This is a genomic window from Odoribacter splanchnicus DSM 20712 (genome assembly GCF_000190535.1).
GTDB classification, from domain to species: domain Bacteria; phylum Bacteroidota; class Bacteroidia; order Bacteroidales; family Marinifilaceae; genus Odoribacter; species Odoribacter splanchnicus.
Genome location: NC_015160.1, coordinates 439,077 through 463,092, shown reverse-complemented (window position 1 = coordinate 463,092; position 24,016 = coordinate 439,077). Strand labels below are relative to the sequence as shown.

General features: G+C 42.7%; 18 protein-coding genes and 3 pseudogenes. 11 read left to right on the top strand and 10 right to left on the bottom strand.

Annotated features, from left to right (window positions below):
* Positions 1-150 precede the first annotated feature (150 nt).
* Positions 151-1,350 carry an MFS transporter gene (locus ODOSP_RS01885; protein ID WP_013610722.1) on the top strand — a complete coding sequence of 400 codons (1,200 nt, stop codon included), beginning with the start codon at positions 151-153 and terminating at the stop codon, positions 1,348-1,350.
* On the opposite strand, the gene ODOSP_RS01880 is transcribed toward ODOSP_RS01885, so the two are convergent.
* Genes ODOSP_RS01880 through ODOSP_RS01860 form a run of 5 tightly spaced genes read right to left on the bottom strand, consistent with a single transcriptional unit; the run spans position 1,329 to position 7,130 of the window.
* Positions 1,329-2,411 (bottom strand): AMP-binding protein, encoded by a 1,083-nt coding sequence (locus ODOSP_RS01880; RefSeq protein WP_013610721.1) that lies wholly within the window; start codon positions 2,409-2,411, stop codon positions 1,329-1,331. The two genes, ODOSP_RS01885 and ODOSP_RS01880, sit on opposite strands and share 22 nt — an antisense overlap.
* Positions 2,412-2,415: 4 nt before the next feature.
* Positions 2,416-3,459, bottom strand: a complete 1,044-nt coding sequence (locus ODOSP_RS01875; protein WP_013610720.1) for an o-succinylbenzoate synthase — start codon at positions 3,457-3,459, stop codon at positions 2,416-2,418.
* 29 nt (positions 3,460-3,488) lie between these two features.
* Positions 3,489-4,304 (bottom strand): 1,4-dihydroxy-2-naphthoyl-CoA synthase, encoded by an 816-nt coding sequence (gene menB / locus ODOSP_RS01870; protein WP_013610719.1) that lies wholly within the window; start codon positions 4,302-4,304, stop codon positions 3,489-3,491.
* 23 nt (positions 4,305-4,327) lie between these two features.
* Positions 4,328-6,022, bottom strand: coding sequence for a 2-succinyl-5-enolpyruvyl-6-hydroxy-3-cyclohexene-1-carboxylic-acid synthase (gene menD / locus ODOSP_RS01865; RefSeq protein WP_013610718.1), 1,695 nt, complete (start codon positions 6,020-6,022; stop codon positions 4,328-4,330).
* Positions 6,023-6,038: 16 nt separating this feature from the next.
* Positions 6,039-7,130: a chorismate-binding protein gene (locus ODOSP_RS01860; RefSeq protein WP_013610717.1), complete on the bottom strand. Its 1,092-nt coding sequence runs from the start codon at positions 7,128-7,130 to the stop codon at positions 6,039-6,041.
* Between the two features lie 248 nt (positions 7,131-7,378).
* Here ODOSP_RS01860 and gadC point away from each other — a divergent pair, with 248 nt between their 5' ends.
* The 3 genes from gadC (at position 7,379) to ODOSP_RS01845 (ending at position 10,851) form a co-directional block, all read left to right on the top strand.
* The gene (gene gadC, locus ODOSP_RS01855; RefSeq protein WP_013610716.1) at positions 7,379-8,995 is read left to right on the top strand and encodes a putative glutamine/gamma-aminobutyrate antiporter GadC; all 1,617 of its coding nucleotides are present in this window, start codon (positions 7,379-7,381) and stop codon (positions 8,993-8,995) included.
* 63 nt (positions 8,996-9,058) lie between these two features.
* Positions 9,059-10,024 carry a glutaminase A gene (glsA, locus tag ODOSP_RS01850; RefSeq protein WP_013610715.1) on the top strand — a complete coding sequence of 322 codons (966 nt, stop codon included), beginning with the start codon at positions 9,059-9,061 and terminating at the stop codon, positions 10,022-10,024.
* A gap of 140 nt (positions 10,025-10,164) precedes the next feature.
* A complete protein-coding gene (locus ODOSP_RS01845) occupies positions 10,165-10,851 on the top strand; it encodes an ion transporter (RefSeq protein WP_013610714.1) in 687 nt (228 codons plus the stop codon).
* A gap of 228 nt (positions 10,852-11,079) precedes the next feature.
* On the opposite strand, the gene ODOSP_RS01840 is transcribed toward ODOSP_RS01845, so the two are convergent.
* From ODOSP_RS01840 to ODOSP_RS20095, 4 genes and pseudogenes are all read right to left on the bottom strand, one after another.
* On the bottom strand, positions 11,080-11,994 hold the full coding sequence (locus ODOSP_RS01840; RefSeq protein WP_022160111.1) for a hypothetical protein: 915 nt from the start codon (positions 11,992-11,994) through the stop codon (positions 11,080-11,082).
* A gap of 30 nt (positions 11,995-12,024) precedes the next feature.
* A complete protein-coding gene (locus ODOSP_RS01835; protein WP_013610712.1) occupies positions 12,025-12,948 on the bottom strand; it encodes a RagB/SusD family nutrient uptake outer membrane protein in 924 nt (307 codons plus the stop codon).
* A gap of 272 nt (positions 12,949-13,220) precedes the next feature.
* Positions 13,221-13,502, bottom strand: a pseudogene (locus tag ODOSP_RS20100) (relaxase/mobilization nuclease domain-containing protein); the annotation flags it as partial.
* A pseudogene (locus tag ODOSP_RS20095) lies at positions 13,482-13,706 on the bottom strand (VapE domain-containing protein); the annotation flags it as partial. The pseudogenes ODOSP_RS20100 and ODOSP_RS20095, both read right to left, overlap by 21 nt.
* Positions 13,707-14,180: 474 nt before the next feature.
* On the opposite strand from ODOSP_RS20095, the gene ODOSP_RS01825 reads away from it, so the two are divergent.
* From ODOSP_RS01825 to ODOSP_RS01800, 7 genes are all read left to right on the top strand, one after another.
* Positions 14,181-14,483, top strand: a complete 303-nt coding sequence (locus ODOSP_RS01825) for a helix-turn-helix domain-containing protein (RefSeq protein ID WP_013610710.1) — start codon at positions 14,181-14,183, stop codon at positions 14,481-14,483.
* A gap of 11 nt (positions 14,484-14,494) precedes the next feature.
* Complete coding sequence (locus ODOSP_RS01820) at positions 14,495-14,785, top strand: helix-turn-helix domain-containing protein (protein WP_013610709.1); 291 nt, start codon at positions 14,495-14,497, stop codon at positions 14,783-14,785.
* Between the two features lie 616 nt (positions 14,786-15,401).
* A complete protein-coding gene (locus ODOSP_RS19860) occupies positions 15,402-15,572 on the top strand; it encodes a hypothetical protein (protein ID WP_157741823.1) in 171 nt (56 codons plus the stop codon).
* A 20-nt stretch (positions 15,573-15,592) separates the two neighbouring features.
* The gene (locus tag ODOSP_RS18610) at positions 15,593-16,288 is read left to right on the top strand and encodes a radical SAM/SPASM domain-containing protein (RefSeq protein WP_049782804.1); all 696 of its coding nucleotides are present in this window, start codon (positions 15,593-15,595) and stop codon (positions 16,286-16,288) included.
* Positions 16,285-18,444, top strand: coding sequence for an outer membrane beta-barrel family protein (locus tag ODOSP_RS01810; protein WP_013610708.1), 2,160 nt, complete (start codon positions 16,285-16,287; stop codon positions 18,442-18,444). Before ODOSP_RS18610 ends, ODOSP_RS01810 begins: the two co-directional genes overlap by 4 nt.
* A complete protein-coding gene (locus ODOSP_RS01805; RefSeq protein ID WP_013610707.1) occupies positions 18,444-20,639 on the top strand; it encodes a peptidase domain-containing ABC transporter in 2,196 nt (731 codons plus the stop codon). The genes ODOSP_RS01810 and ODOSP_RS01805 overlap by 1 nt, the downstream gene beginning before the upstream one ends.
* Before the next feature lie 15 nt (positions 20,640-20,654).
* Positions 20,655-21,134, top strand: coding sequence for a hypothetical protein (locus tag ODOSP_RS01800; protein ID WP_013610706.1), 480 nt, complete (start codon positions 20,655-20,657; stop codon positions 21,132-21,134).
* 401 nt (positions 21,135-21,535) lie between these two features.
* Here the strand turns inward: ODOSP_RS01800 and ODOSP_RS01795 are convergent.
* Positions 21,536-23,926: pseudogene (locus tag ODOSP_RS01795) on the bottom strand (SusC/RagA family TonB-linked outer membrane protein); the annotation flags it as partial.
* Positions 23,927-24,016: the final 90 nt, after the last annotated feature.

The window sequence follows — 24,016 nt, the reverse complement described above, 5'->3', positions numbered from 1 at the left end:
TTAATAACGACAAACCATCGAATAAGTTTCGGCATGCCTCCTTTTAGTTTCGATACATTTTTCCGAAATGATTTAACTTTTTAGGTCCGCCTGCGTTACAATTCCATAAACAGACCATGCAAAATTACTTTCTAATTAAGCCATAAAACCATGAAGATCAAAACAGGCCAGGGAAATATGACATTGCAAAAATTGATAGCTATTTATTCTATATCCATGGTAACCTCTTTACCAGGCCTCGCTATCTCACCTATTCTGGGTAAATTGGAGTCGATATTCAGTTCGACAAGTGAATTACAACTGCAAATGCTGGAATCGCTACCCTCGTTTATCATCGTTCCTTTCATCCTCCTGGCAGGACGTATGTCCCTTTATTTCAATACAAAAAAATTATTGATTACCGGTCTGGCGATATTTTCCGCCTGTAGTATCGCCTATCCTTTCGCCGATCGGATGTGGGCATTGCTGCTGATCAGTGGCCTGCTCGGCATAGGAGCCGGACTGGTAATTCCTTTTTCAACAGGCCTGGTCGCCGATTATTTTTCGGGTTCTTACCGGACAAAACAATTGGGCTATGTGTCTGCGATCACTAACCTCACGCTGGTTATCGCCACTTTACTGGCCGGTTTTCTGGCCGGTATCAGCTGGCATTTATCCTTTGTCGTATATTGTATCTCAGGTATTTCCCTGTTTTTCGCATTCTATCTGGACGAAAAACCACCTTTCTATTCCGCTTCGGCCCAAGAGGCAACTCCGGTTCAACAGCCGGCGACACATCATCATAAAAAATACAACTGGTTGATCAAACTCATGCTTTTCTACTATGTGGCTACTTTTCTGGCACTGACCATACCGCTCAATCTCTCCCTTTATATGCATAATCTGAAATTGGGGAATTACGACATTTCCGGCACGTTGATATCCGTATTCTTTTTGTCTATGACTTTACCGGGTTTGCTGATCAACCGCATCATCGCTCTACTGAAAGCCTATACCAATTTTATAGCCATCGTTTTACTGACCGTAGGATTAATCTTCTTTGTCTTCAAAGCAGGTATGTTCTTACTGACCCTCGGAGTCATTCTGACCGGCTTTGGCTATGGAATCATGCAACCGATCATTTACGATAAAACAGCTTCCCACGTAAAACCTTCGGAAGCCACTTTCGTCCTGTCCCTGGTGATGGTGATGAATTATATCGCAATCATCACTTATCCGTTTATCCTACAGGGAATCGAAAGTCTGTTTTCAACGGATTCGGCCTATTTCCCTTTTATCCTCAGCACGATCATCGCCTGTTGTTTCAGTATTTTTGCCTTTTTCCGTCATCATTCGGAGACCCTCAATTGATGGACAGGATAAAAGACCGCATTTTCAGGCAAGGTACGTACAACTTTCCCAGAGGTCGTCTCCCGGAAAAAAGGACTGACTACAAACGCTTTGGGCAACTCGAAACGTCCCAGCAAAGGCCGGATTTTTTGCAGCAATAGTTGCAAAGACACGAAGTCCCAGTGTGCCCCTTCCAAGGCCAGCAGGACACTTTCGCCCAACACTTCATCCGGCCGGGAAGTAATAAAAAAACGTCCCGGGATACTACGGACCAATTTTTGTTCGATTAATTCAGGAAACAATTTGATCCCTCCTGAATTAATCACATAGTCGAACCTTCCCAGCCACTCGAACCGTTTGTTTCCATGCAATCTGACCATATCGTTCGTCACAAAACGGCGGGCTTGTAAATGGGGGGCATCGATGATCAGACATCCCCGCTCATCCTGTTCGAACCCGACCTCCCCCAAAGCAAAATAAGCCGGATCACTATTCAACTTTTTCAAGGCGATATGAGACACCGTCTCGGTCATTCCATATGTAGCGTAACATTGTGTCGGAATTTTTTTCAACCGTTCTTCCAATGCCACGGATACCGGAGCCCCTCCGATAATCAGATGACGAATATACCCGAAACGTTGCTTTTCCGATTCCGATTTCATAGATTCCTCCACCTGCATCGGCACCATAGCAGCCAGGTCGATCCTCCTGTCCACATATTCCTCCTGTCCCGTTATTCGTAAAGGATGAGAGGAAACTTTCACAGTCAACAACTCGGCACCTGCTTCCAGAGCCCTGACGACCATCATCTTTCCCGCAATATACGAAACCGAAAGACACAGCAATAAAACCGATTCCCGGTCGATAGCAAAAAAAGCATTTGTCATACGGGCAGAAGCCCGCATATCCGCTTTGGACAACTGTATCTCTTTAGGAGCACCTGTCGAACCGGAAGTATGCCCCGGTACATAAGAACGATCGTCGAACCACTCTTCTAAAAAAAGGAACAATTCTTCATCTGCCTGTTCACGAAGTTGTTCCAGGCAAGTATACACCCTTCCATTTAACCGTACTTCCATCATATACTCAGCTAATAGACGACAAATCCCACATTCTCTGTGGACGATAATATAATCTTTCCCCGGTCAGCTGCAAAGGTGAAGGGATATTGTTGGTATAGAGCAGCCCTGTTCCTAATCCCTGAGGCATCGGATTCTGTAATCCATACGTCCATTGTGCCAATGCACTCAATCCGATATTCGACTCCAGGGCAGAAGTCACCCACCATCCGATACCTCTTACTTCAGCCAGCCGGATCCACTCTTCCGTTCCGCTAAAACCACCGGCCAAAGCCGGTTTCAAAATAATGTACCGGGGCCGGATCGCTTCCAGCAATTCACGTTTCTGCCCGGCATCGTTTACTCCGATCAATTCTTCATCGAGCGCTATAGGCACCGGTGTCCGGGCACAAAGCCGGGCCATCTCCCGCCATTGCCCCTGACGGATAGGTTGTTCGATAGAATGCAAATCGTATTTTGCCAAAGCATCCAAGCGTTCCAGAGCTGTCTCAGGAGCGAAAGCGCCGTTCGCATCCACCCTCAGTTCCACGTCTTCCCTACCGAAACGGCGACGGATAAATTTCAATAAGTCGAGCTCCGACTGAAAATCAATGGCTCCGATTTTCACTTTTATACAATGAAATCCGGCATCTAATTTAGCCCGGATTCGTTGCAACATCGTTTCCCGGTCTCCCATCCAGATGAGTCCGTTGATTTCGATCCCTGCTTCGCCGGCAGAAAAAGCAGAAGGAAAATAAATCCGCTTTCCTCCTTGCCGCAAATCGGCGAATGCCATCTCCACACCAAAACGGATCGAACTCCATTCCTGAAGAGAGGCTATCTCTATTTCAGCGATACGATTACAAACCTCTCTCAGCTTTTCTTCATAATCCGGCCGGTCTTCAGCACTTAATCCCCGGAAGAGAGCACACTCGCCAAGCCCGAAGCAGGTCTCCGCGCCTTCCTCCCAAATCCGGATAAAATAAGTATCCTTATCCAACAGAATCCCCCGGGACGTCCCGGAAGGTTCTTTGAAATGAAGCCGATATTTCTGAAAAGATGCTTTCAACATGATACCGATAACCTGATCGAATAAAGAATTCAAGGAAATTTGGGAAATTGATCGAAATCCGGATCCCGTTTCTCTAAAAAGGCATTCTTCCCTTCCTGGGCTTCAGCCATCAAATAATACATCAAAGTCGCGTCTCCGGCAAATTCCATCAGTCCGTGTTGCCCATCCAATTCGGCATTCAAAGCCCGTTTTATCATTCGGATAGCCATAGGACTACGTTTCATAATGGTTTTACACCAATCCACCGTCTCGTCTTCCAATTGTTCGAAGGGAACCACTTTATTGACCATTCCCATTTCTTCGGCTTCTTTGGCTGTATATTGCCGACAAAGAAACCAGATTTCACGTGCTTTTTTCTGTCCGACACAACGAGCCAGATACGAAGAACCAAATCCTCCGTCGAAACTCCCTACTTTCGGTCCGGTTTGTCCGAAACGGGCATTCTCGGAAGCGATAGTCAGATCACAGATTACATGCAACACATGCCCGCCTCCGATAGCATAACCGTTGACCATAGCGATCACAGGTTTGGGAAGTGAACGGATTGCCTTGTGCAAATCGAGTACATTCAGACGGGGCACCCCGTTCTCATCTATATATCCTCCTACACCCTTCACATGCTGATCTCCCCCGGAACAAAAAGCTTTATCTCCGGCACCTGTCAACACGACAACCCCGATATCGTTGCGTTCCCGGCAAATCGTCATCGCATCCAGCATCTCTTTATTCGTTTGAGGACGAAAAGCATTATACACCCGGGGACGGTTGATCGTAATCTTTGCAATTCCTTCGAAGAAATCGAATTTGATATCTTCGTATTCTTTTATGGTTTGCCACTTTCTCATAAACTGTTTTATTTAATATATTATCATTCTCCTTGTAAACTCCGGAAGTAACTTTTCAACACCTCTGCATTCTTCAAACGTGGGGTTTCGACCTCCAGGATCACGGGCCATTCGGTTTCATTGAAGAACTCAGGTAAAACACCGGCCAGTTCAACCTCATCGCTTGCTTTGAAATAACGGAAATGATGAAGTTGTGCAAATCCGCAGACATCTACCTCCGTCCCGGTTTCGAAACATTCTTCCAACTCTTCCAGTTCCGAAGGACCGGATATGAATCTGAAAATACCACCCCCGCCATTTTTCATCACAATAATCTTCAAACGAGAGGATATATATTTATTCCACAATGCGTTGGAATCGTACAGAAAACTCATATCCCCGGTGATCAGCGTTGTTATTCCTTCCCTCATCAAGGCAGCCCCCACTGCTGTCGAAGTCGAGCCGTCTATCCCACTTGTCCCCCGGTTTCCGTCTACCCGCTTCACCTGAAAATAGTCGAACAGTTGTCCGTAACGCACAGGAGTACTGTTAGCCAGCTGCAAGGCAGATCCTTCCGGCAATGCCGGCAAAATAAGCGAAAAAGCCTTCCAATCCGACCACTCTACCCGACCGGCAAATTCCTCATGACGTACTGCCGCCGATTCTTTCTTTTCTTTCCAACGCAAAGCATAATCAGATGCCCTACCTTTGGCCACCGCTACCAATTGCGGAAAAAAACATTCTGCTTCCAATTGGATCTGAGTCGTCAGTACCTGCATGGTATCGGCCGGATGCTCGGTACGATCGATACTCCAATGCCAACGAGGCCGGAATTTCCGCAGATAAGCTTTCACATGCCTGGAAATCAACGGTCCCCCGAAAGTAATCAACAACTCCGGACGATATTCCTCCCGCTCTGCCTCTTTTACCGTTGCCAATACCCGGTCGATCGTTCCGATATGCCGCTCAGAAGTCACATTGGCCAGCGTTTCTGTCAATACCACTACATTCGGATAACCCGCCAACCGATGAAGCGCTTCTCTCAACCGGAAATCAGGCCGATGAAATCCGGCCAGAATCATCACCTTCGGACAATGATCGAAGATATCCACCAGACGTTGCATCACCCCGGCCGACAGACTCGGGGCCGGATCGATACATTCGATCGTCCTTACTTCCCGCTCCGGGTAATCCCTCAGCCCATAGAGCGATTCCCGCAAGGGTATATTCAGATGTACAGGTCCCTGCCGGCCTTTCAAAGCGGTATTCAAAGCATCGTTGACCAGACGATTGGCATACCAGTGTTCGTCTGCATGGAACAGTTCGGCCGGTAACTGATAAGAAGCCTTTACAATATTCCGGAAAACCGCTTGCTGCCGGATTGTCTGGCTATCGTCCTGATCGATCCATTCCACCGGACGGTCGGCCGTGATCACGATCAAGGGTAAACGTTGGTAATATGCTTCCGCTATCGCCGGTGCATAATTCAAAGGAGCAGTCCCCGACGTGCATACCAAAGCCACCGGAACACCCGATTGTTGCGCCATACCCAGAGCCATAAAAGCGGCACTCCGTTCGTCGAGCACGACAAAGTGCCTGATTTGTTTCTCACGGGCAAATGCAACCAACAAAGGAGCATTTCTGGAGCCCGGCGATAATACCACCTGACGGATTCCTTTTTCTTTCAGAACCTCTATCAATATCTTTATTCCTTCTTTATCTGTAGTTAAGTATTCCATATTCCGACGACAAAATTTATTTATCGCTATACTGTACGATATCCAACAAGGTCCTCGATTTCAATTCAGTTTCTTCCCATTCTTTCCGGGGATCGGACAAGGCCGTAATCCCCCCTCCGATATGTAATCTGATTCTATCGGGCCACAACTCCATACTACGTAAATTCACAAACCAATCCCAACATCCGTCACCCGATACCGGCCCCACATACCCGGCATAATACCGCCGGTTACGTCCTTCTATCCGCCTGATCATCGGAAGAGCCGATCCAGCAGGTACCCCTCCCACCGCAGGAGTCGGATGCAAAGCACGACGTACCCGGTCGGTCAGCCCGGGAGTCAGTTTTCCCACATGCCGAAAAACGGTACACAAATGTTCAACCTGTCCGGCTTGTTTTGAAAAGGGGCCCTCCTGTCGCCATTTTTCTCCACATACCGTCTCTAACAGCTCTGCCATATATTCCGTTACGATAGCCTGTTCCTCGATCTCCTTCTGCCCCCAAGCTCCTGATGTTCCTACCCTTCGGGTACCCGCCAGAGCCATAGTCTCGGTTCCAGCCGCCGACTGCCTCAAGAAAATCTCCGGTGTCGCTCCCAACCAACAGGTTTTACCAGGAACAAAAACCAAAAACACAAAAGCTTCCGGATAACGATCAGCCAAAGCAGTATACCAGACAGCCGCTTTTTCATAAGCCCGTTCCTGTAAAGTAATTGTTCTGGACAAAACCATCTTGCGTACCTGACCTTGTTTTAAGGCCGCTACCATCGCCGCCACCTGACTTTCATATTCTTCCCAGGAAATATCCGGTTCCTGCCCGGGTTTAATATCGGTTAGCCCCATAGTCCCGCTTAAGCCGGTCCGGATTTCAATATCCGTCGTTACCTCCCTAAAGGTTATATCTCCCCGGATAAACCAGGCAGGTACTTCTTCAGATTCGGCAAAAGGAACCAGAATAAATCCCTTTCCCTGTTCTCCAACCTGACGGAAAGGGGCAACTTCACCGTCCAGCTGAGCGCCGAAAACAGATTCTCGTTCTCCCGGTAAACGATAGGAATAAAAAGGGGTTCCCTGCTTCAAACAAAGCGTTTGTGCTTCTGCAACTGTCATTTTTATCACTGTTTAGTAGATATCCTGCAAAAGTATCCAAAATTATACAATTAAATATCGGTTTAATTTGTTTTCTTCTTATCCCACTTCAAGGAAAAAGGATTTCCTCCGTCAAAGTTAAATAATGTAAGGATTTAAACATTCATTTTATCAAACTCGTACCTAGGACAGCAAAAGCGATAACAAATTCAAAAAATATAAAACACTTAATTTCAAGCTTATATTTATTAATTAAATTTATTCAAACTATGGCAACAAATTCCAAAAAAACAGGAACGGCGGCAAAAATCGGCGTAATGACCCTGGCTATCATGAACGTTGCAGCAGTAGTGAGTCTTCGTGGTCTGCCGGCAGAAGCCGAATATGGCCTGAGTTCGGCTTTCTATTATCTGTTCGCTGCAATCGTATTTTTAATCCCGACTTCGTTGGTAGCGGCCGAACTAGCGGCCATGTTCTCCAACAAAGAAGGTGGGGTATTTCGTTGGGTCGGTGAAGCTTACGGAAAAAGATACGGCTTCCTGGCTATTTTCCTGCAATGGATCGAAAGTACCATCTGGTATCCGACCGTATTGACCTTCGGTGCTGTATCCATTGCCTATATTGGCATGAATAATGTACATGATGCAGCACTGGCTTCCAACAAAGTCTTTACCTTGGTCACTGTATTGGTCATCTACTGGTTAGCCACTTTTATTTCACTGAAAGGATTGGGCTGGGTAAGTAAAATCTCAAAAATCGGCGCAACGGTAGGAACTATTATTCCGGCCGGTTTACTGATTCTTTTCGGTATTATCTATTTAGCAACCGGAGGGCATAACAACATGGATATGAGTCAGGGATTCTTCCCGGACCTGTCTAATTTCAATAACCTGGTATTAGCTTCCAGTATATTCCTGTTTTATGCCGGTATGGAAATGTCCGGTATTCACGTTATGGATGTAAAAGAACCCGCCAGTAAGAACTATCCTAAAGCCATCTTTATCGGTGCCATCATTATCGTAGTCATTTTTATTCTAGGTACTTTTGCCCTGGGATTGATTATTCCGGCTAAAGAAATCAACTTAACCCAAAGTTTATTGGTCGGTTTTGACAATTATTTGGCTTATCTTCATATTCATTGGGCTTCGCCAATCATCGCCATCGCCTTGATGTTCGGTGTATTAGCCGGAGTTCTAACCTGGGTTGCCGGTCCGTCAAAAGGTATTTTTGCCGTCGGTAAAGCCGGTTATCTGCCTCCTTTTTTCCAAAAAACGAATAAAATCGGAGTACAGAAAAACATCCTGATCATTCAGGGGTGCATCGTTACTTTATTGGCCTTATTATTTGTTGTCATGCCTTCTGTCCAATCTTTCTATCAGATGCTTTCACAGTTGACCGTATTGCTATACCTGATTATGTACATGCTGATGTTTACAGCAGCCATCACTTTACGGTATAAAATGTCCAAAGCCGATCGTCCTTTCGCTATCGGACGGAAAGGAAACGGCCTGATCTGGATAGTGGCAGGCATCGGTTTCCTGGGTGCCCTGCTGGCATTCGTATTAAGCTTTATCCCACCTTCTCAGATTGCAACCGGAAGTAATACCGTATGGTTTACCGTACTGATCCTGGGGTGCATTATCTTTGTAGCCATACCACTGATTATTTATTCTTTGCGTAAGCCGTCCTGGAAAGATCCGAATACGGAAATCCAACCTTTTCATTGGGAAGTTGCTCCGGTTACTGCTACTACAACAAACCCAGCCACAGTAACCCCCACTCCGGTAACAACCCCGGCCGGCACTCCTCAGACTAATACATCGACCGGGCAAACAACAATTCCCCCAACGCTGGGAGCAAAAGAGAACCCGACTTCACAAAAATAATCCCTTTTTCTGTTCCGGCTTATTTTCAATAAATCCGGAACAGAAAAAATTAAATTTTGAATCATGAAAAAGACCATAAAAATAACCGACCTCGAAGCCATTGTCAAACAAGCTCATGAGAAAGTAAAAAATCTGAAAGGCGGAAAGAATGCCGACTATATCCCTTTCCTGGCTAAAATCGATCCTAACCTTTTCGGTATCGCTGTCTGTCTACCCACGGGAGAAGTCATCGAAGCCGGAGATACAACCTATGTTTTCGGTATCGAATCTATTTCTAAAGTCCATACAGCTGTATTGATACTCAAACAATATGGAGCCGAAGCCGTATTGAAAAAGATAGGCGCCGATGCAACCGGGCTTCCTTTCAACTCCATCATGGCAATCTTACTGGAAAAGGATCATCCGAGTACCCCCTTGGTCAATGCCGGCGCTATCAGTGCCGATAGTATGGTTAAGCCCATCGGTGATCCCAATTCGAAATGGGCTGCTATTGCCGACAATATGGCCGATCTATGCGGTAGCGAATTAATATTACAAGACGAACTTTACAAATCGGAATCCGCCACAAATTTCAACAATCGTTCTATCGCCTGGTTATTGAAAAATTACAACCGGATTTACGACGATCCGGACATGTCGCTGGATCTCTATACCCGACATTGCTCTATGGGAGTAACGACCAAACAGTTAGCGATAGCAGGTTGTACGATAGCTAACAAAGGTAAAAATCCGGTAACCGGTAAACAGGTATTCGATGAATCCCTGATGCCCCATATCATTTCCCTGATCACTGCTGTCGGTTTCTACGAACACACCGGCGACTGGATCTACACCAGCGGTATCCCTGCCAAAACCGGAGTCGGTGGCGGCGTGATGGGTTGTCTGCCCGGCGTATTCGGTATTGCAGCCTTTGCACCTCCATTAGACGATGCCGGAAACTCGGTGAAAGCACAAGCTGCCATCAAATACATCGCCCGGGAACTCGGAGTCAATGTCTTCAGTGGCGACACTGTAGAAATTATAAAATAACTCATAAAGTCGTTTCCCCTGCGAGCGCTTCGTTTACGTCCCCGATGCGTCCCACCGAAAGTCCCGTAAATTAAGTACCCGCAGGGGACACCGACTTTACAAACTTTATGAACTTTACAAATTTTATAAACCCATAGACCATGGTACAGAACGATAAACCTATCGTAAAATTCCTGAACATTATGGTATTGCTCAGTAGCATACTGGTTCTGGTAATTATTTCTATCGAATTATTATCTGCAACAACGATTTTATCCGAACGCTTTATTCTGAATACCCATTTAATGGTCTGTACGATTTTCCTGGCAGATTTCTTTGTCCGCTGGTATTTTAGTCAGGAAGGATGGCATTTTCTGGGTCATCATATCTTTTTATTATTGATTTCTATCCCCTATCTGAATATCGTATATATTTCTTCCGCCCATCTTTCCCATGCCACCTGGGTTTTACTGCGTTTAATTCCTATCGCCCGGGGTATCTACGGTATATCGATCATCGTCAGCTGGATGACCCGCAGTAAAGTAACCAATCTGTTCGTCACCTATCTGTCCATCGTCTTTGTTATCATTTATTTTTGCAGCATCATGTTCTACTTCGTCGAGCATGGCCCAAACCCCATGGTCAAAGACTACTGGGATGCCTTCAACTGGTCATTGATGAACGTCACTACCGTCGGTTCCAACATCTTCGGCGTCACAAAATTAGGCCAATCGCTGGCTGTTATCTTAGCCGCCTCTGGCATGGTATTTTTTCCGATTTTTACTGCATTCGTAGTGGACAACTTCCAAAAAAAGCGGAAAGAAGCGGAAACACCGACACACAATTGATTCTAAAGACCTGAAACAGTATTTCTGTATCGTTTTTAGTTACAACAGTCAGACTTGACTTTTAAAACCTTTATAACCGTTAAAACCGCCGTTACTATTTAAAAAGTACGCTTATGAGTGCAAATATGTATATAACTACCTAATATAATAACCGGGCAGCTTTTCTGCCCGGTTACATTTTCCGGCCCAAATACCGGCAATAGTAGGATGCCCAAAAACCTCCCCTGATTATTGGGGAATGGTCTGGGTCTTACATTTAAAATCGATGTATCTGCCGGAGGCTCCAGCAATATTCATAATACCTTTCCGGCCGTCTTCCGTTATAAAACCTATATTATCACCTTTTTTTACCTGAATTTTCGTTACTGTATTTGTAAAATCTATGGCTAGAATCTCTTTATCTTTCACCTTTGTAAAATTTATATCCTCCAGTTTTACCATACGGGTTCTCCGCATCTCCGTCAGTACATAATCCGTAATTCCCTGCCCTTTCAGTCTTTCAACGACCTCCGGATCTGTGGGTGAATAGATAAAATATTCCCTGGCGCCGTCAGAAATAGAATAAAAATCAATATAAGGAATATTCCTCTTATAATAAGTAGCTAAGTTGGGATTTACACCATAAAGAGCATCTTTTTCCGAAGAGTAAAAAGCATAATTCTTGGAAGTATAGGTATTGGCAAAAAAGAGCCCTTTCTTACTTTCTTTATAATTAGCAACCAGCATCGAAGAGGTTATAGTCTGGAATTTCCCATTGACAGCAGTCACCGTAAAATCCAGGCTGATTGATTCTCCGGGCAGAGGAGGAACAACGATGGGATATTCTATAATTGCAGTTTTCACCGGACGGCTTAAATATCCATTTGAATCCACTGTAACAGAGTCCACTAATACAATTGTCGGTAAAGCCGGAGCAGAATCCAGTTCATGACTAACATTCGAAATAACAACCCGTTCAAGTCCACTCATACTCTGCGCCATCAATTTATATACATACACATCCTTGGGATTTGCATAAGGTTCTTCTATGGCTTCCAGCATAATCAGACGCAGATTATCTTTTTCTTCAAAACGATCATCGATACTGTTACACCTCCAGCAACAACATCCTAATAATAGAATCAATATATATTTAAATCTCATAACAAGCAATCTAAAATCATTAAACATTCATTACTCCCGTATAAACACCGGATTAGGCTCCATCAGGGTATTGTAACTTACCTCATCGTCCGGAATCTGCCAGGCTAACTGTTTATCATCTGAATAAACAGGATTCAGTTCCGATATCAATCTTTTACCTGAAGATAAACGCATCCGGACAGCAGCAAACCATTCAGCCCCATTTTCCAGTCCCATTTCCCGGACGATTTCATAAAATATGGTTCTGACCAAATCATCCCTGTCCGAAAAATCTTCCGCTTTTAAAAGCACATTGCCCGAACGCCGACGCAAATCATTCAAAGGAGCCAACACATCTGCAACCGACGCCCCATTATGTTCCAACGCCTCAGCCTGAAACAGTTTCATCTGAGCCAAACGCATATAAAACATCGGACAATTTCCGTCCGTACGCCATAATTTCTTTAAAATCAACGTCTTATTTGTCGAATTAAACTGTTCATACAGTACCGAATCAAAAGTCAAAGCATAACGGATGTCATTGGTTGAGTTGAAAATATCGAAAAACTGGTCGTTGGGCTTGTATTTTCCACACATTAACTTCTTTATACTGGCGACATTCATATCCACGTCGGCCAACTTTTTAGCAGAAAGGAAACGGGAAAACATGATTTCAGTAGATTTATAACCGTTTTTAAAAACATCCTCAAAGCTCTCTTCCAACTTAAATTCATAATTAGAAAGTACTTCATTTGCCAATTCCGGCACTTTCGCGTAATCTTCATCTGTTCCCCTCAGTAATAAAACTTCCACTTTGAACCCCTTTGCCAATCCTCTGGAAGCAGAAAAAACATCTTTATACACAGGCCCGTAATCAATAGCATAATCCAGATCCTCCAGAATCAGATTATAGGCCTCCCGGACTCCGGAACGTTCCATATTATTATTGCTCAGCGTCCCAGGCACACGACGCATCAATGGCCCGTATTTACTATCCAAGTCCCAGAAAAATGCACGGCAAGATAATTCTTAAAATACAACTTATTGAAAATAAAGAAGTTACCTTGTTGGTAAAACTAAATAGGTAACGATTTGGAAACGAGCGAACTACTTGGCTCCGCTGTTTTCTGCCTAACAAAGAACGCTTGTTATTCTGTTTGCAAAGATAATACTTTGCTTGCGAATAACAAGCGTTTTTAATGAGATATTCTTCTTTCTGCACTTTTATAATGCGATTTGTGATTGGACTATAATCCACGTCTTCGCTTCTTCTTTCTGTTGGCTTGGTTTCTAAGTTTGCGCTGCCATGCTGTTTCAGCATAGTCATTGCCTTGTGTGGATGGTGTAATCAAATCGCCTAACCCTTCCACAACTTCATCGGCTGCACTAACAATGGTGTCTGCCACCGCACCAATGGGATTCTGCGCTCGTGGAGTGTCATTGTCTCGTGAAATTGAGGAACGGCTTGGAGGTACGAGTTGATAACCAGTATCAGGTTGTTCTTTCCTTTCGGTTCTTCCCAATACCGTGTTGTATCTGAACTCATAGCGAGAGGAGAGATAAGTTTCTATCTCACCGTTTTTGGAGGAAGTCTTCCTTTGCTTGGGCATATTGTTTCCTCCCTCCGATTTACCTTTATCTGCATTCTTTTTCATTATATGCTTGGTTTGGTTTCCAAGAGTGAAGTTATGAAGAGAACAGGAAAGTTCCAAGCATTCAGGGAGTGCTTGCATAATGTTGCGCCCGTCTGCTATAAAGTTCACATGTTTTTTATGGAGGTGGGAAAAGAAAAAAGATGATTTAAGCCAAAACAGAGGATAAAACGACAAGAAAAGGCAAAAACAATAGTGTACCCCTTGCGCATGTTTGCAATATTCTGCACCGATATTGCAAACGATAGAATCTGTGCAGAGATGTGGTAGCGTTTGGCTACATTGAAAGTGCCACAAGCTGCCACTTGAACAACATCGATAGAATTGTATCGGCACGACGTATCTTTACACTAAACGAATGGTGAAAGAAGAAAATATGGCAAAAAGTGTAAATGCCAGTCGATGAAATGCGTTGCCTTTTCCTTCAAGTTCCCTGTATTTCCCTGCTCTTCCCTGTTGCTTTGAGGTATGGAAAACACATCCTACTTTTGCAGGCAGAAATGTGCGATGAAGCGCAAAACAAAAAGAAATTACAAACAAAACAATAATAAGGAAATGGGATATTTTATCATTACGGATTCAAATTGGGCAAAGCTGAGGAACGAAATACTCAACCTTGCCGAGACCTGCCACAAGGCATTCGGGGAACGAAGCAGGCACACCGATTGGCTGCACAACGGTGATGTGTGCAGGCTGCTTAATATCAGCAAGCGCACCTTGCAGCACTACCGTGATACGGGTGTGTTGCCCTTTGCCCAAATCGGGCATAAGTGCTACTACAAGCGTGAGGACGTGGAACAGTTGCTCCAAACAAAAACGGAGAAAGCTGAAACGGGAAAAACTAAAATCAACAAATAGACACGAAGATTATGGAACAGGTAAGAGATTTGAATATAGAGGCTGACGATATGCAGGTGGTGCTGTCAGCTATCAGCGGAGTAAGCAAGAGAATTAAGGAAGTGGCACAGACACACAAGCCGCTATTTGGCGGTGAGCATTTTCTTACAGGTAAGGAAGTATGCGAGAAGCTGTATATCAGCCCACGCACCTTGCAGGACTATCGGGACAAGAGGATTATTCCCTACACACAGTTTGCAGGGAAAATACTTTATAAGGCTTCGGACTTAGAATGGTTGTTGGAAGAGAAATATAAAGTATAGGCAGGAGAATACTCTCTTTATCTTATTGGAATTGCCTCCACCATATATTTTATACAAAATACATGGTAGAGGCCTTTTGCTTTCATATTTTTGCTATGTATGAAACGTAGAAAACTATACGAAAATTTGCAGATAAACACCAACCTTCCAAGAAATCGTGAGAAAAATTCCATAGATGGGACATACGGACACATACATGTCAAAACGAACAGCCATGAATATGCCCAAAGGTCAATTAGTGTGCATTTTACGGCAGTTTAATTATTAAATTTTCGACTTTCATTGAAATTCCGGGCAAATTTCTTGCAATCTAAAGAAAAAAGACTATTTTTGCAAAAACAACAATAAAATATGCTTATGAAAGTAGTACTGTTCTTACCCCATATATCACCTCCAACATATTGAATAGAGTTCGAGTATGTAACGGAGGGTAAAGCGAAGCCTAAAAATCCATGCTTCAAACTATGCTTTTTGATTCCAATAGAGAAACTATCCCTACAAGGGTGAGTTTATATTGGATAGCCAAGTTGACAATATTATATCCAGACCATACTGGTAAACAGGAGTGGTAGCCGAAAAGCTAATAGTAACGAGTAGGCATATTTATATAGTCCTTATGAAAGATTTAATTAAAAAGAGTTTTTTAGAGGAGTCTGAAGTTCTCTTAAAATCAGAAATGGTAACATTGACAGGTGGCGATAACTTATCCGACAAAACTGCAGATCATCCTGTAGTTTTCTTTCTGAAAATAAATGCACCCAACTGCAATTTTCACTTGATTCTCTAATTCCAGAAACATTAAATCGAATGTTAGGAATAAATAACAAATATATTGAAAATGTAAAACAGACTCTACAACTTTTAGACAAATATGATATAAGAGTTGCAATACATTCAATTTTAACACAAAGGAATTCTACAAAAGAGGACTTTATATCAATATTTCACTTTATAAAAAGTCTGTCCAACATTCTTTATTGGAAGCCTGATATAGGCGGAGAATCTATATATGTAAATTCCGCCATTCAAGGGACAATTGCTCCCACAAAGGAGGCTCAAGCATCTATATCTGCATTGTGTAAAAAATTACAGAATAAGGCTAACTTTCCAATCTTATCTTCAGGTCTTGATAAAGAAGATACAAACTCTTCCACTAAGACTTGGGCTAAGTTTAATGAAAGAAGTGTTTGCTCTGGTAATTATCTCCAATTATTTGTTCTGCCAGATGGAAATGTTACTATTTGTGAAGAATTATACTGGCATCCTAAATTTATTGTGGGTAATATTTTAGAACAATCACTTAATGATATTTGGAATTCAGAAGCAGCTTTGAATCTTTATTATCTCAAACAATCTAATATATCAGATGAAAGTCCATGTAAGACCTGTAAAGACTATGAAGCTTGTAGAATTCCTAAACAAGTATGTTATAGAGATATTGTAAGAAAATATGGCACAAAACATTGGGATTATCCTGACGTAAATTGTCCAAAGTCCCTATGAAAAAGTATTTATACATTCTTTCTTTTTGTTTTTTGCAATGTGTACTAACGGGCTTTGCACAGAACAAACCTACCTCAATGTCAGACACAATAAATCTTTCTGAAGTAACTGTATTAGCAGAAAGACCATTTGTTCAATATAAAGCTGACAGAATGATAGTTAGTGTAGAACATAGTAAATTGTTAAAGGCACGTTCTCTTTCTAATATTTTGAATTTGATTCCGGGTGTAAATTATGATGGAGAAGGTGGTATTACCATTATGGGCAATGGTATCAAAATATATGAAAATGGAAAATTGGTAAGGTTAAGTGGGGCGCAGCTCAAAAGATATTTATCATCCTTGCGCGGTAATGATATAAAGAATTTGGAGTTGCTGCCTCAGGCAACAGCCGGGTATGATGCAGAAGGAGGCACGGGTGTTCTTGTTATTAACCGTCAGAAGAAACATGAGTACGGACTATCAGGTTATGTGGGCAGTGAATACGAACGGAAAAGCAAGAATCTATTTTCGGAATTTGCAGGGGTAACCTATTCGTGGGGGAACGTTGCTCTTTATGCTAATATGGCGTTAGGGCAGTCGGCAAGTCATAGTAAGATATCCGAAAGCGACTATGGACAAAACATTACAATCAACAGTATATCTGAAACTACAGATAAAAGTCTTTATTATATGCCTAAGTTGGGCATCGACTTTTATATATCTCCGAAGCATTATTTAGGTGTAGAATGGTCGGGCAACTATGCAAAGGATTATGCCAATGCCTGTTGGGTTCATTCTACCGTTACCGATAATAGTCCTAATCAAACAAATATTCTAAGTTATGCTCCATACTCTTTAAGACCTAATACCAATAATGTTACTTTAAATTATGAATGGAAAACAGATACACTGGGCAGTAAGCTGAACCTTCTTGCTGATTATGTAGGAGAAAGAGAACATGATTTGTACGAGTATGAGAATAAATACACCTTAGGTATAGGTGGGGATAGTATTATATCTAAATCGCAACCCTCATTCGAACACATCAACATATATAGTGCACAGGTAGATTTTACAAAGTTCTTCAACCGCCATCAGTTTACGCTTGGTGTCAAGTATGTCAATGCCGGTATCAATTATGATAATAAGCTATATCTCGGAAACACGACATTAGGAGGAGTGTTATCGGAAGATGTTGACCAACGGGATAATTTCAGTTATGATGAGCAACGATATGCGATATATGGAATGTACAGGTACTCCTCACGACCTTGGGATTTTCAAGTGGGACTACGTGACGAATATACAGAATGGAATACCCAACAAAGAGTTAGAACCCAATTACATAACAACCAAAAAGGCAATAATTTCTTCCCGTCTTTCTTTGTGAGAAAAAACATGGGACAAGGGAATGCCCTGTCGCTTAGTTATACGCAATCGATAAACCGTCCGTCGTATCAGATGGTAAATCCATTTGTTTTTCATCTGTCCGAAACATCTTATAAGGAAGGTAATCCTAATCTGAAAGGCGAATTGCTGTACAATGCAGGATTACAATTCGTTTTGAAGTCAAGATATGTTTTCTCGTTATCTGCATTTTTTATTGATAGGAAAATCAATGAGGTATACGAACAGATGAACGAACAACAAACGCGCTACACATTAAGAAATGATGGCAATTTAAAGAAATTAGCTTTATACATGGAATTTCCTTTCACGTGTGGTATATGGAATAGCAGAAGTAATGTCGAACTAAGTGAGAACTTTTATCGGAACAGTACCAAACGTGTTAATGACTTTGGGCTTGTCCTGTCAAGTTTTAATCGTTTCAGGTTGTCCAAGCAACTTACTGCAATGGCTAATTTACGCTATATCAGGCATTATAAACAACTTTATCTTATTCAGAAATCAGATTACTTTGGAGTAGATATAGAGGGGGATTATAGTTGTTTGAAAGACAAGCTGAATATCAATTTTGGTGTAAAAGACTTGCTGAATAGCAGAGGAAAGAATCAACAAATATTCAAGAACGGTGACTTTGAGCACCGTACAGACTTTGATTTCATTTCCCGAAAATTCTTTGTCAGCGTAACATTTAGTTTTTCTGCCGGGTCAAAACATGCAATCCAGCATGATAAGATACACTCTAATGAAGAAGAAAAAGAAAGAATGTAATGAATCACTTCCCTTTTATTAAGCAACATGATGCGATGGAGTGTGGAGTTGCATGCCTTGCGATGGTATGTAATTTTTTTAGAATCGAATATTCAATAGAATATCTTTCTAGAATTTGCTTTGCAACCACAGAAGGAGTCTCATTACTTGGTATTAATGAAACAGCTTTACAACTTGGATTACGAACTATCAGCGGAAGAATCAGTATTAATAAACTTTGGGAGGCTCATTACCCTTGTATTCTTCATTGGAATCAAAATCATTTTGTAGTTCTGTATAAGGTTAAGAAAGGCAAGACCTTCTACATTGCTGACCCCGCAAAGGGACTTGTTAAATACAATCTCGAGGAATTTAAGAAGCACTGGATTAGCACCCACTCGGGCGGTGAGGAAAAGGGTATCGCTATGTTCTTAGAACCTACTCCTGCATTTTATGAAAAGCAGACAGACGAACAGCCAACAGAGGAACGCTCGTTTAAGTTCCTCTTTGGTTACATTAAGCAATATCGTAAGTATTTCGGGCAGATTGTTTTAGGCTTGCTCGTTGGCAGCTTGCTGCAACTCATTCTGCCTTTCCTCACACAATCAATCGTAGATGTGGGCATTAAAAACCAGAACATCGGCTTTATTTGGCTGATACTCTTGGGACAGCTGATGCTTACCATTAGTCGAACTGCCATAGATTTTATCCGCCGTTGGCTCTTACTACATATCTCTTTGCGTATCAACATTTCATTGGTAAGCGACTTTTTCATCAAGCTCTTAAAGCTGCCAATGTCGTTCTTCGACACCAAGCTGATGGGCGACCTTATGCAGCGTATGGGCGACCACAACCGTGTAAACTCGTTTCTGACACAACAAACGCTCAGTATTGTGTTCTCGCTTTTCACCTTTGTAGTATTCAGTATCGTGCTGCTGTCCTATAATTGGCTTGTCTTTGCCATCTTCATGCTTGGCAGTCTGCTTTATGGCGGTTGGCTTGCACTATTTCTTAGGCGCAGAAAGGTACTCGACTACGAACTCTTTGAGCAGCAAGCCATCAACAATAATAAGACTTACGAATTTATTACCTCCATGCAGGAGATAAAACTGCAAGACTGTGAGCAGCGCAGACGCTGGGAATGGGAGGACGTGCAGGCTGATTTATTCAACGTACAGATGAAATCGCTAAAGCTCCAACAAACGCAGGAGGCAGGCAGCATCTTCATCAACGAACTAAAGAACATTGTTATCACCGTGGTGGCAGCAACTGCTGTTATTCACGGACAACTCACGCTGGGTATGATGCTTGCCGTGCAGTACATCATAGGGCAGCTTAACTCGCCCGTGGAACAGCTGATGAGTTTCTTCTACTCCGTACAAGATGTAAAGATAAGCCTTGAACGTATCAACGAAATCCACCGTATGGACGATGAGAACGGAAAGCAAGGATTGGAGACCTCTGTGAAAGAAGAGGATAAGGGTATAGACATGGAAAACATAAACTTTAAATACGACCCACATGCACTGAAAACTATTATAGATGATGTTAGCCTCACTATCCCCAAAGGCAAAGTAACAGCCATTGTCGGAGCGTCGGGTAGCGGAAAAACCACCCTCATCAAACTTATGCTGGGCTATTATCCCGTATTGGGAGGTCAAATAACTATTGGTGGAACAGATGTAAACACACTTAATAAAAAGTGGTGGCGCAGACAATGTGGCGTGGTGATGCAGGACGGCGTGATATTCTCTGAATCGATAGCTCGCAATATAGCCGTAGACGATAAGGAGATAGACAAACAGCGATTGCAGACGGCTGCAGAGATTGCTTGTATTCACAATTATGTAATGGGATTGCCCTTAAAATACAACACAAAGATTGGTCGTGATGGCGTGGGTTTGAGTCAGGGACAGAAACAGCGTATCCTAATAGCAAGAGCCGTATATAAGAACCCTGATTATATTTTCCTTGACGAAGCTACCAACTCGCTCGATGCCAATAACGAGCGTATGATAGTAGAACATCTGGATGAGTTCTACAAAGGCAAGACGGTGGTTATCGTGGCACACCGATTAAGCACGGTGAAGAATGCCGACCAGATAGTGGTATTGGATAAAGGCAAAGTAGTGGAAACAGGCAACCACGAAGCACTCACGGCAAAGCGGGGTGCATACTATAACCTCGTAAAGAATCAATTGGAACTGGGCAACTAATAATAGAGAAACACTATGGCAGACAGCAAGATTGAACTTCGCAGCGAAAAGGTAAGGCATATCATTGGCGAGATACCGTCAAGGATTGTCCGTTATGGTATCACAATCATCACCTTTGTGATATTAGGACTGCTGGTGGGCGCATATTTTATACCTTATCCCGAGACCATCAGTGCAAAGGTGCAGATAACAAATGCCCATCAAGGCACAATAGACTTTCCTTATAAATACGTGAATACGATAGCAAGAGGAATGACAGCGAACATTGAAGTTGAGGGTTACGATGCAGAAACATACGGAGTTGCAAATGGTGTAATAACAGCCACATCGCATACACCCCGACAAACGGCAGAAGGCAGCGTATTCACGGCACAGGTAAGGATAACGTCTTGCAAGTATAAACTCGTCAGCGGAATGACAGGCACAGCATCTGTACTTGTAAGCAATGAAAGCGTACTTCAAAGGATTGTCCAAAGAATAACAAATATCATATAATTTCCTTTTTAACCGTAATAAAGCGGTGAAAGAAGAAAGGCAAATGTAGTTACTGCGTAGTACCATTGTTTCGAGTACTTTACTACACGTTAATCCTTTTTCTTTCAACGCTTTATCCTTTATTGTAGTTATGTAGTAAGATATAATCAGTGAAAGAAAAAGGAAAGATAAGATATAATCATTAGTTATTCGTGTTGCCGAGCAGAAATATCGGCGTTATCATGGATGCTGGTTGCTTCAATCTCTGACAGACATACCCTCTGAATAAATGCGCTTCCATGCTGTCCAACAGAAAGGACAGGGCGATGATGGCAGAAAGCTGATAGAGCGGTGCATAACCTTTGAATAATTTTAGCATTGATGTCAAAATCTATCCCCCGATTCTCTATAGCTGCAAAATTTACATTTGCAGAAGGCAGGCCGATCCCCGGAGACAAGGTATACCGATAGAGCAGATCTTTTGTCTTTTTCTTATAGAATTCTAATGTCCCTGAAATACGGTTATTCTTAAAAAATCCATAATCCAAACCCAATTCATAAGAAACAGTTCCTTCCCATTTCAGGTTATTATTACCCATCGATCCTGGGACAATAGCAGGCTGATCCAGGTATTCCGTAGCATCATACAATGTTCTCCAGCCATATTCATCCACATATCCCATTCCTACCTTTCCAACGCTGGCACGCAATTTTAAAAAGTTAATCACTTTATTATGCCGGAGAAATTTTTCTTCTGTCAAATTATAAGCTACAGCCAATGAAGGAAAATAACTCCAACGATTGTCAGGAGAGAAACGAGACGAACCGTCTGCACGCCAGGATACCGTCAATAAATAACGATCATTAAAACTATAATTAGCACGGGCAACGTAAGGTAACAAGAGAGCACCCTTGTCATATCCCATCTGATCTTTATAAGTAACTCCCTGCCAAATTGAAGTCTGAGTTTTATCATCAGGAAAATCAGCAAAGGTCATAGAGGCATAAGAATTTTTGGAATCTGTCAAAGTTCCCACCATTGTAATATCAAAATTGTGTTTCTTTATACGTTTCCCATACATAATCTGTCCCATCAATTCCTGATTTTCAGACAGACGTTCTGTATTCGTCAACTGACCTTTCTGTCCTTTGTATCCACCACTCCCATATAAAGTCATACTCGGATAAAAATCCCGCCCTTTACTTTGTTTATAGTTATAGGAATATTGTAATCTAAGACTCAGTCCTCCGAACGGTCTGGACACTAAATAAGAGGTAATATTAGCCCCCAGATCCTGGTTCACATTATCTCTTTCCTTGGCTTCAATCATTGGATTAGATTCAAACCGTTCTTCTCCCTGATACATATATTTATGAACATAATAACTTCCATCTTCGTTGTAACAGGGTAAATCGGGCCGGGCTTCTGCAGCAACGTTAAAATTTTCCGTCTGTCCGCGTTTACTAAGATCCCCTCTGAAAGTCACTCCCATTTTCAACCATTTATTGAGATCGGTATCGAGGTTCAAATTCAGGTTATGACGACGGTTGGAAGTATTCACCAGCATCCCCTCTTCATCTATTAAGCCATAGGAAACAGAATAATTGGAAGAGTGTCCCCCTCCCCTTACGCTGATATTATGTTTATGTACCCTGGCAGGCTGCATCAATAGTTTCATCCAGGGAGTATTCACCTCCCCAAAATATCCCGGAGTGGTATAGTCTTTATAATAACGATAATCACTCAAATTCGTATACCCCTGCTCCTGGGCAGAATTACGGGTGGCTTCCAATAGCAAAAGTTTAAATTCTTCTGTATTCAGAACATTAATATCTGACACCAACTGACGTGTTCCAAAGGTATAATCGTAACTGATCAACGGTTTCTCATTCCGGCTTCCCTTTTTCATCGTGATTAAAATCACTCCGGCAGATGCCCGGGAACCATAGATTGCCGATGAAGATCCACCCTTCAATACATCAATACTTTTAATATCAGAAGGGTTCAGCTGATTGATAGAGAAATCGGAAGGCATAGGTACCTCATCGACAACAATCAGAGGTGAAGTATTCCCGGATAAGGAAGCACATCCCCTGATTTGTATCTGTACTTCTTCACCGGGAGCACCACTACCGGTCAGAATATGGAGCCCCGACACCTGTCCCTGAATAATAGTACCAATGTCTGCGGCAGCAGACTCTTCAATCAAACGAGTATCTACACTGGAAACAGAACCGGTCAAATCTTTTTTCTTTACAACACCATATCCAACCACCACTGCTTCTTCCAGACTATTCTGTTCTTCTTCCAAAATTACATTACACTCCGGACCGGTAACCACAATTTCCTGAGTTCCCATCCCTAAAAATGAAAACCGTAAAGTCAAACCTATCTTAGGTAAAGAAATTTTATAGTTGCCATCAACATCGGTAACCGTGCCCATAGTAGTTCCTTTCACCAACACCGTCACTCCCGGTAACGCCTGTCCCCGGTTATCGGTCACCCGGCCGTTCACTGTACACTGTTGCTCCTGCGTCTGTTTTTTCCGGATCACCACTGTTTCTCCCTCAATGGTATACTCCAGTCCCGTCTTCCGCCCGATAAGCAGACTATCGAGCGCCTGTTGCAGCGTCACCGACTGTAAATGCACGGAAATATCCGTATAGGGCTGCAAGTCCTTAGAATTGAACAGAAAATTATAACGCGTCTGACTGCGCAATGCTTCGATCGCACGGATCAAAGATGTTTTTTCAACCTTCAGGTTGACCCGGGGTGCCGTTTTCTGCTGGGCGGTAGCCGGAAGATTCAACATTCCTCCCAGCAACAGGCAGAGCCACCATTTCAGGACCATCCTTCCCAAGCAGGAAATTTGCCTTAGATAATTTTTTTTCATATGTTTGTA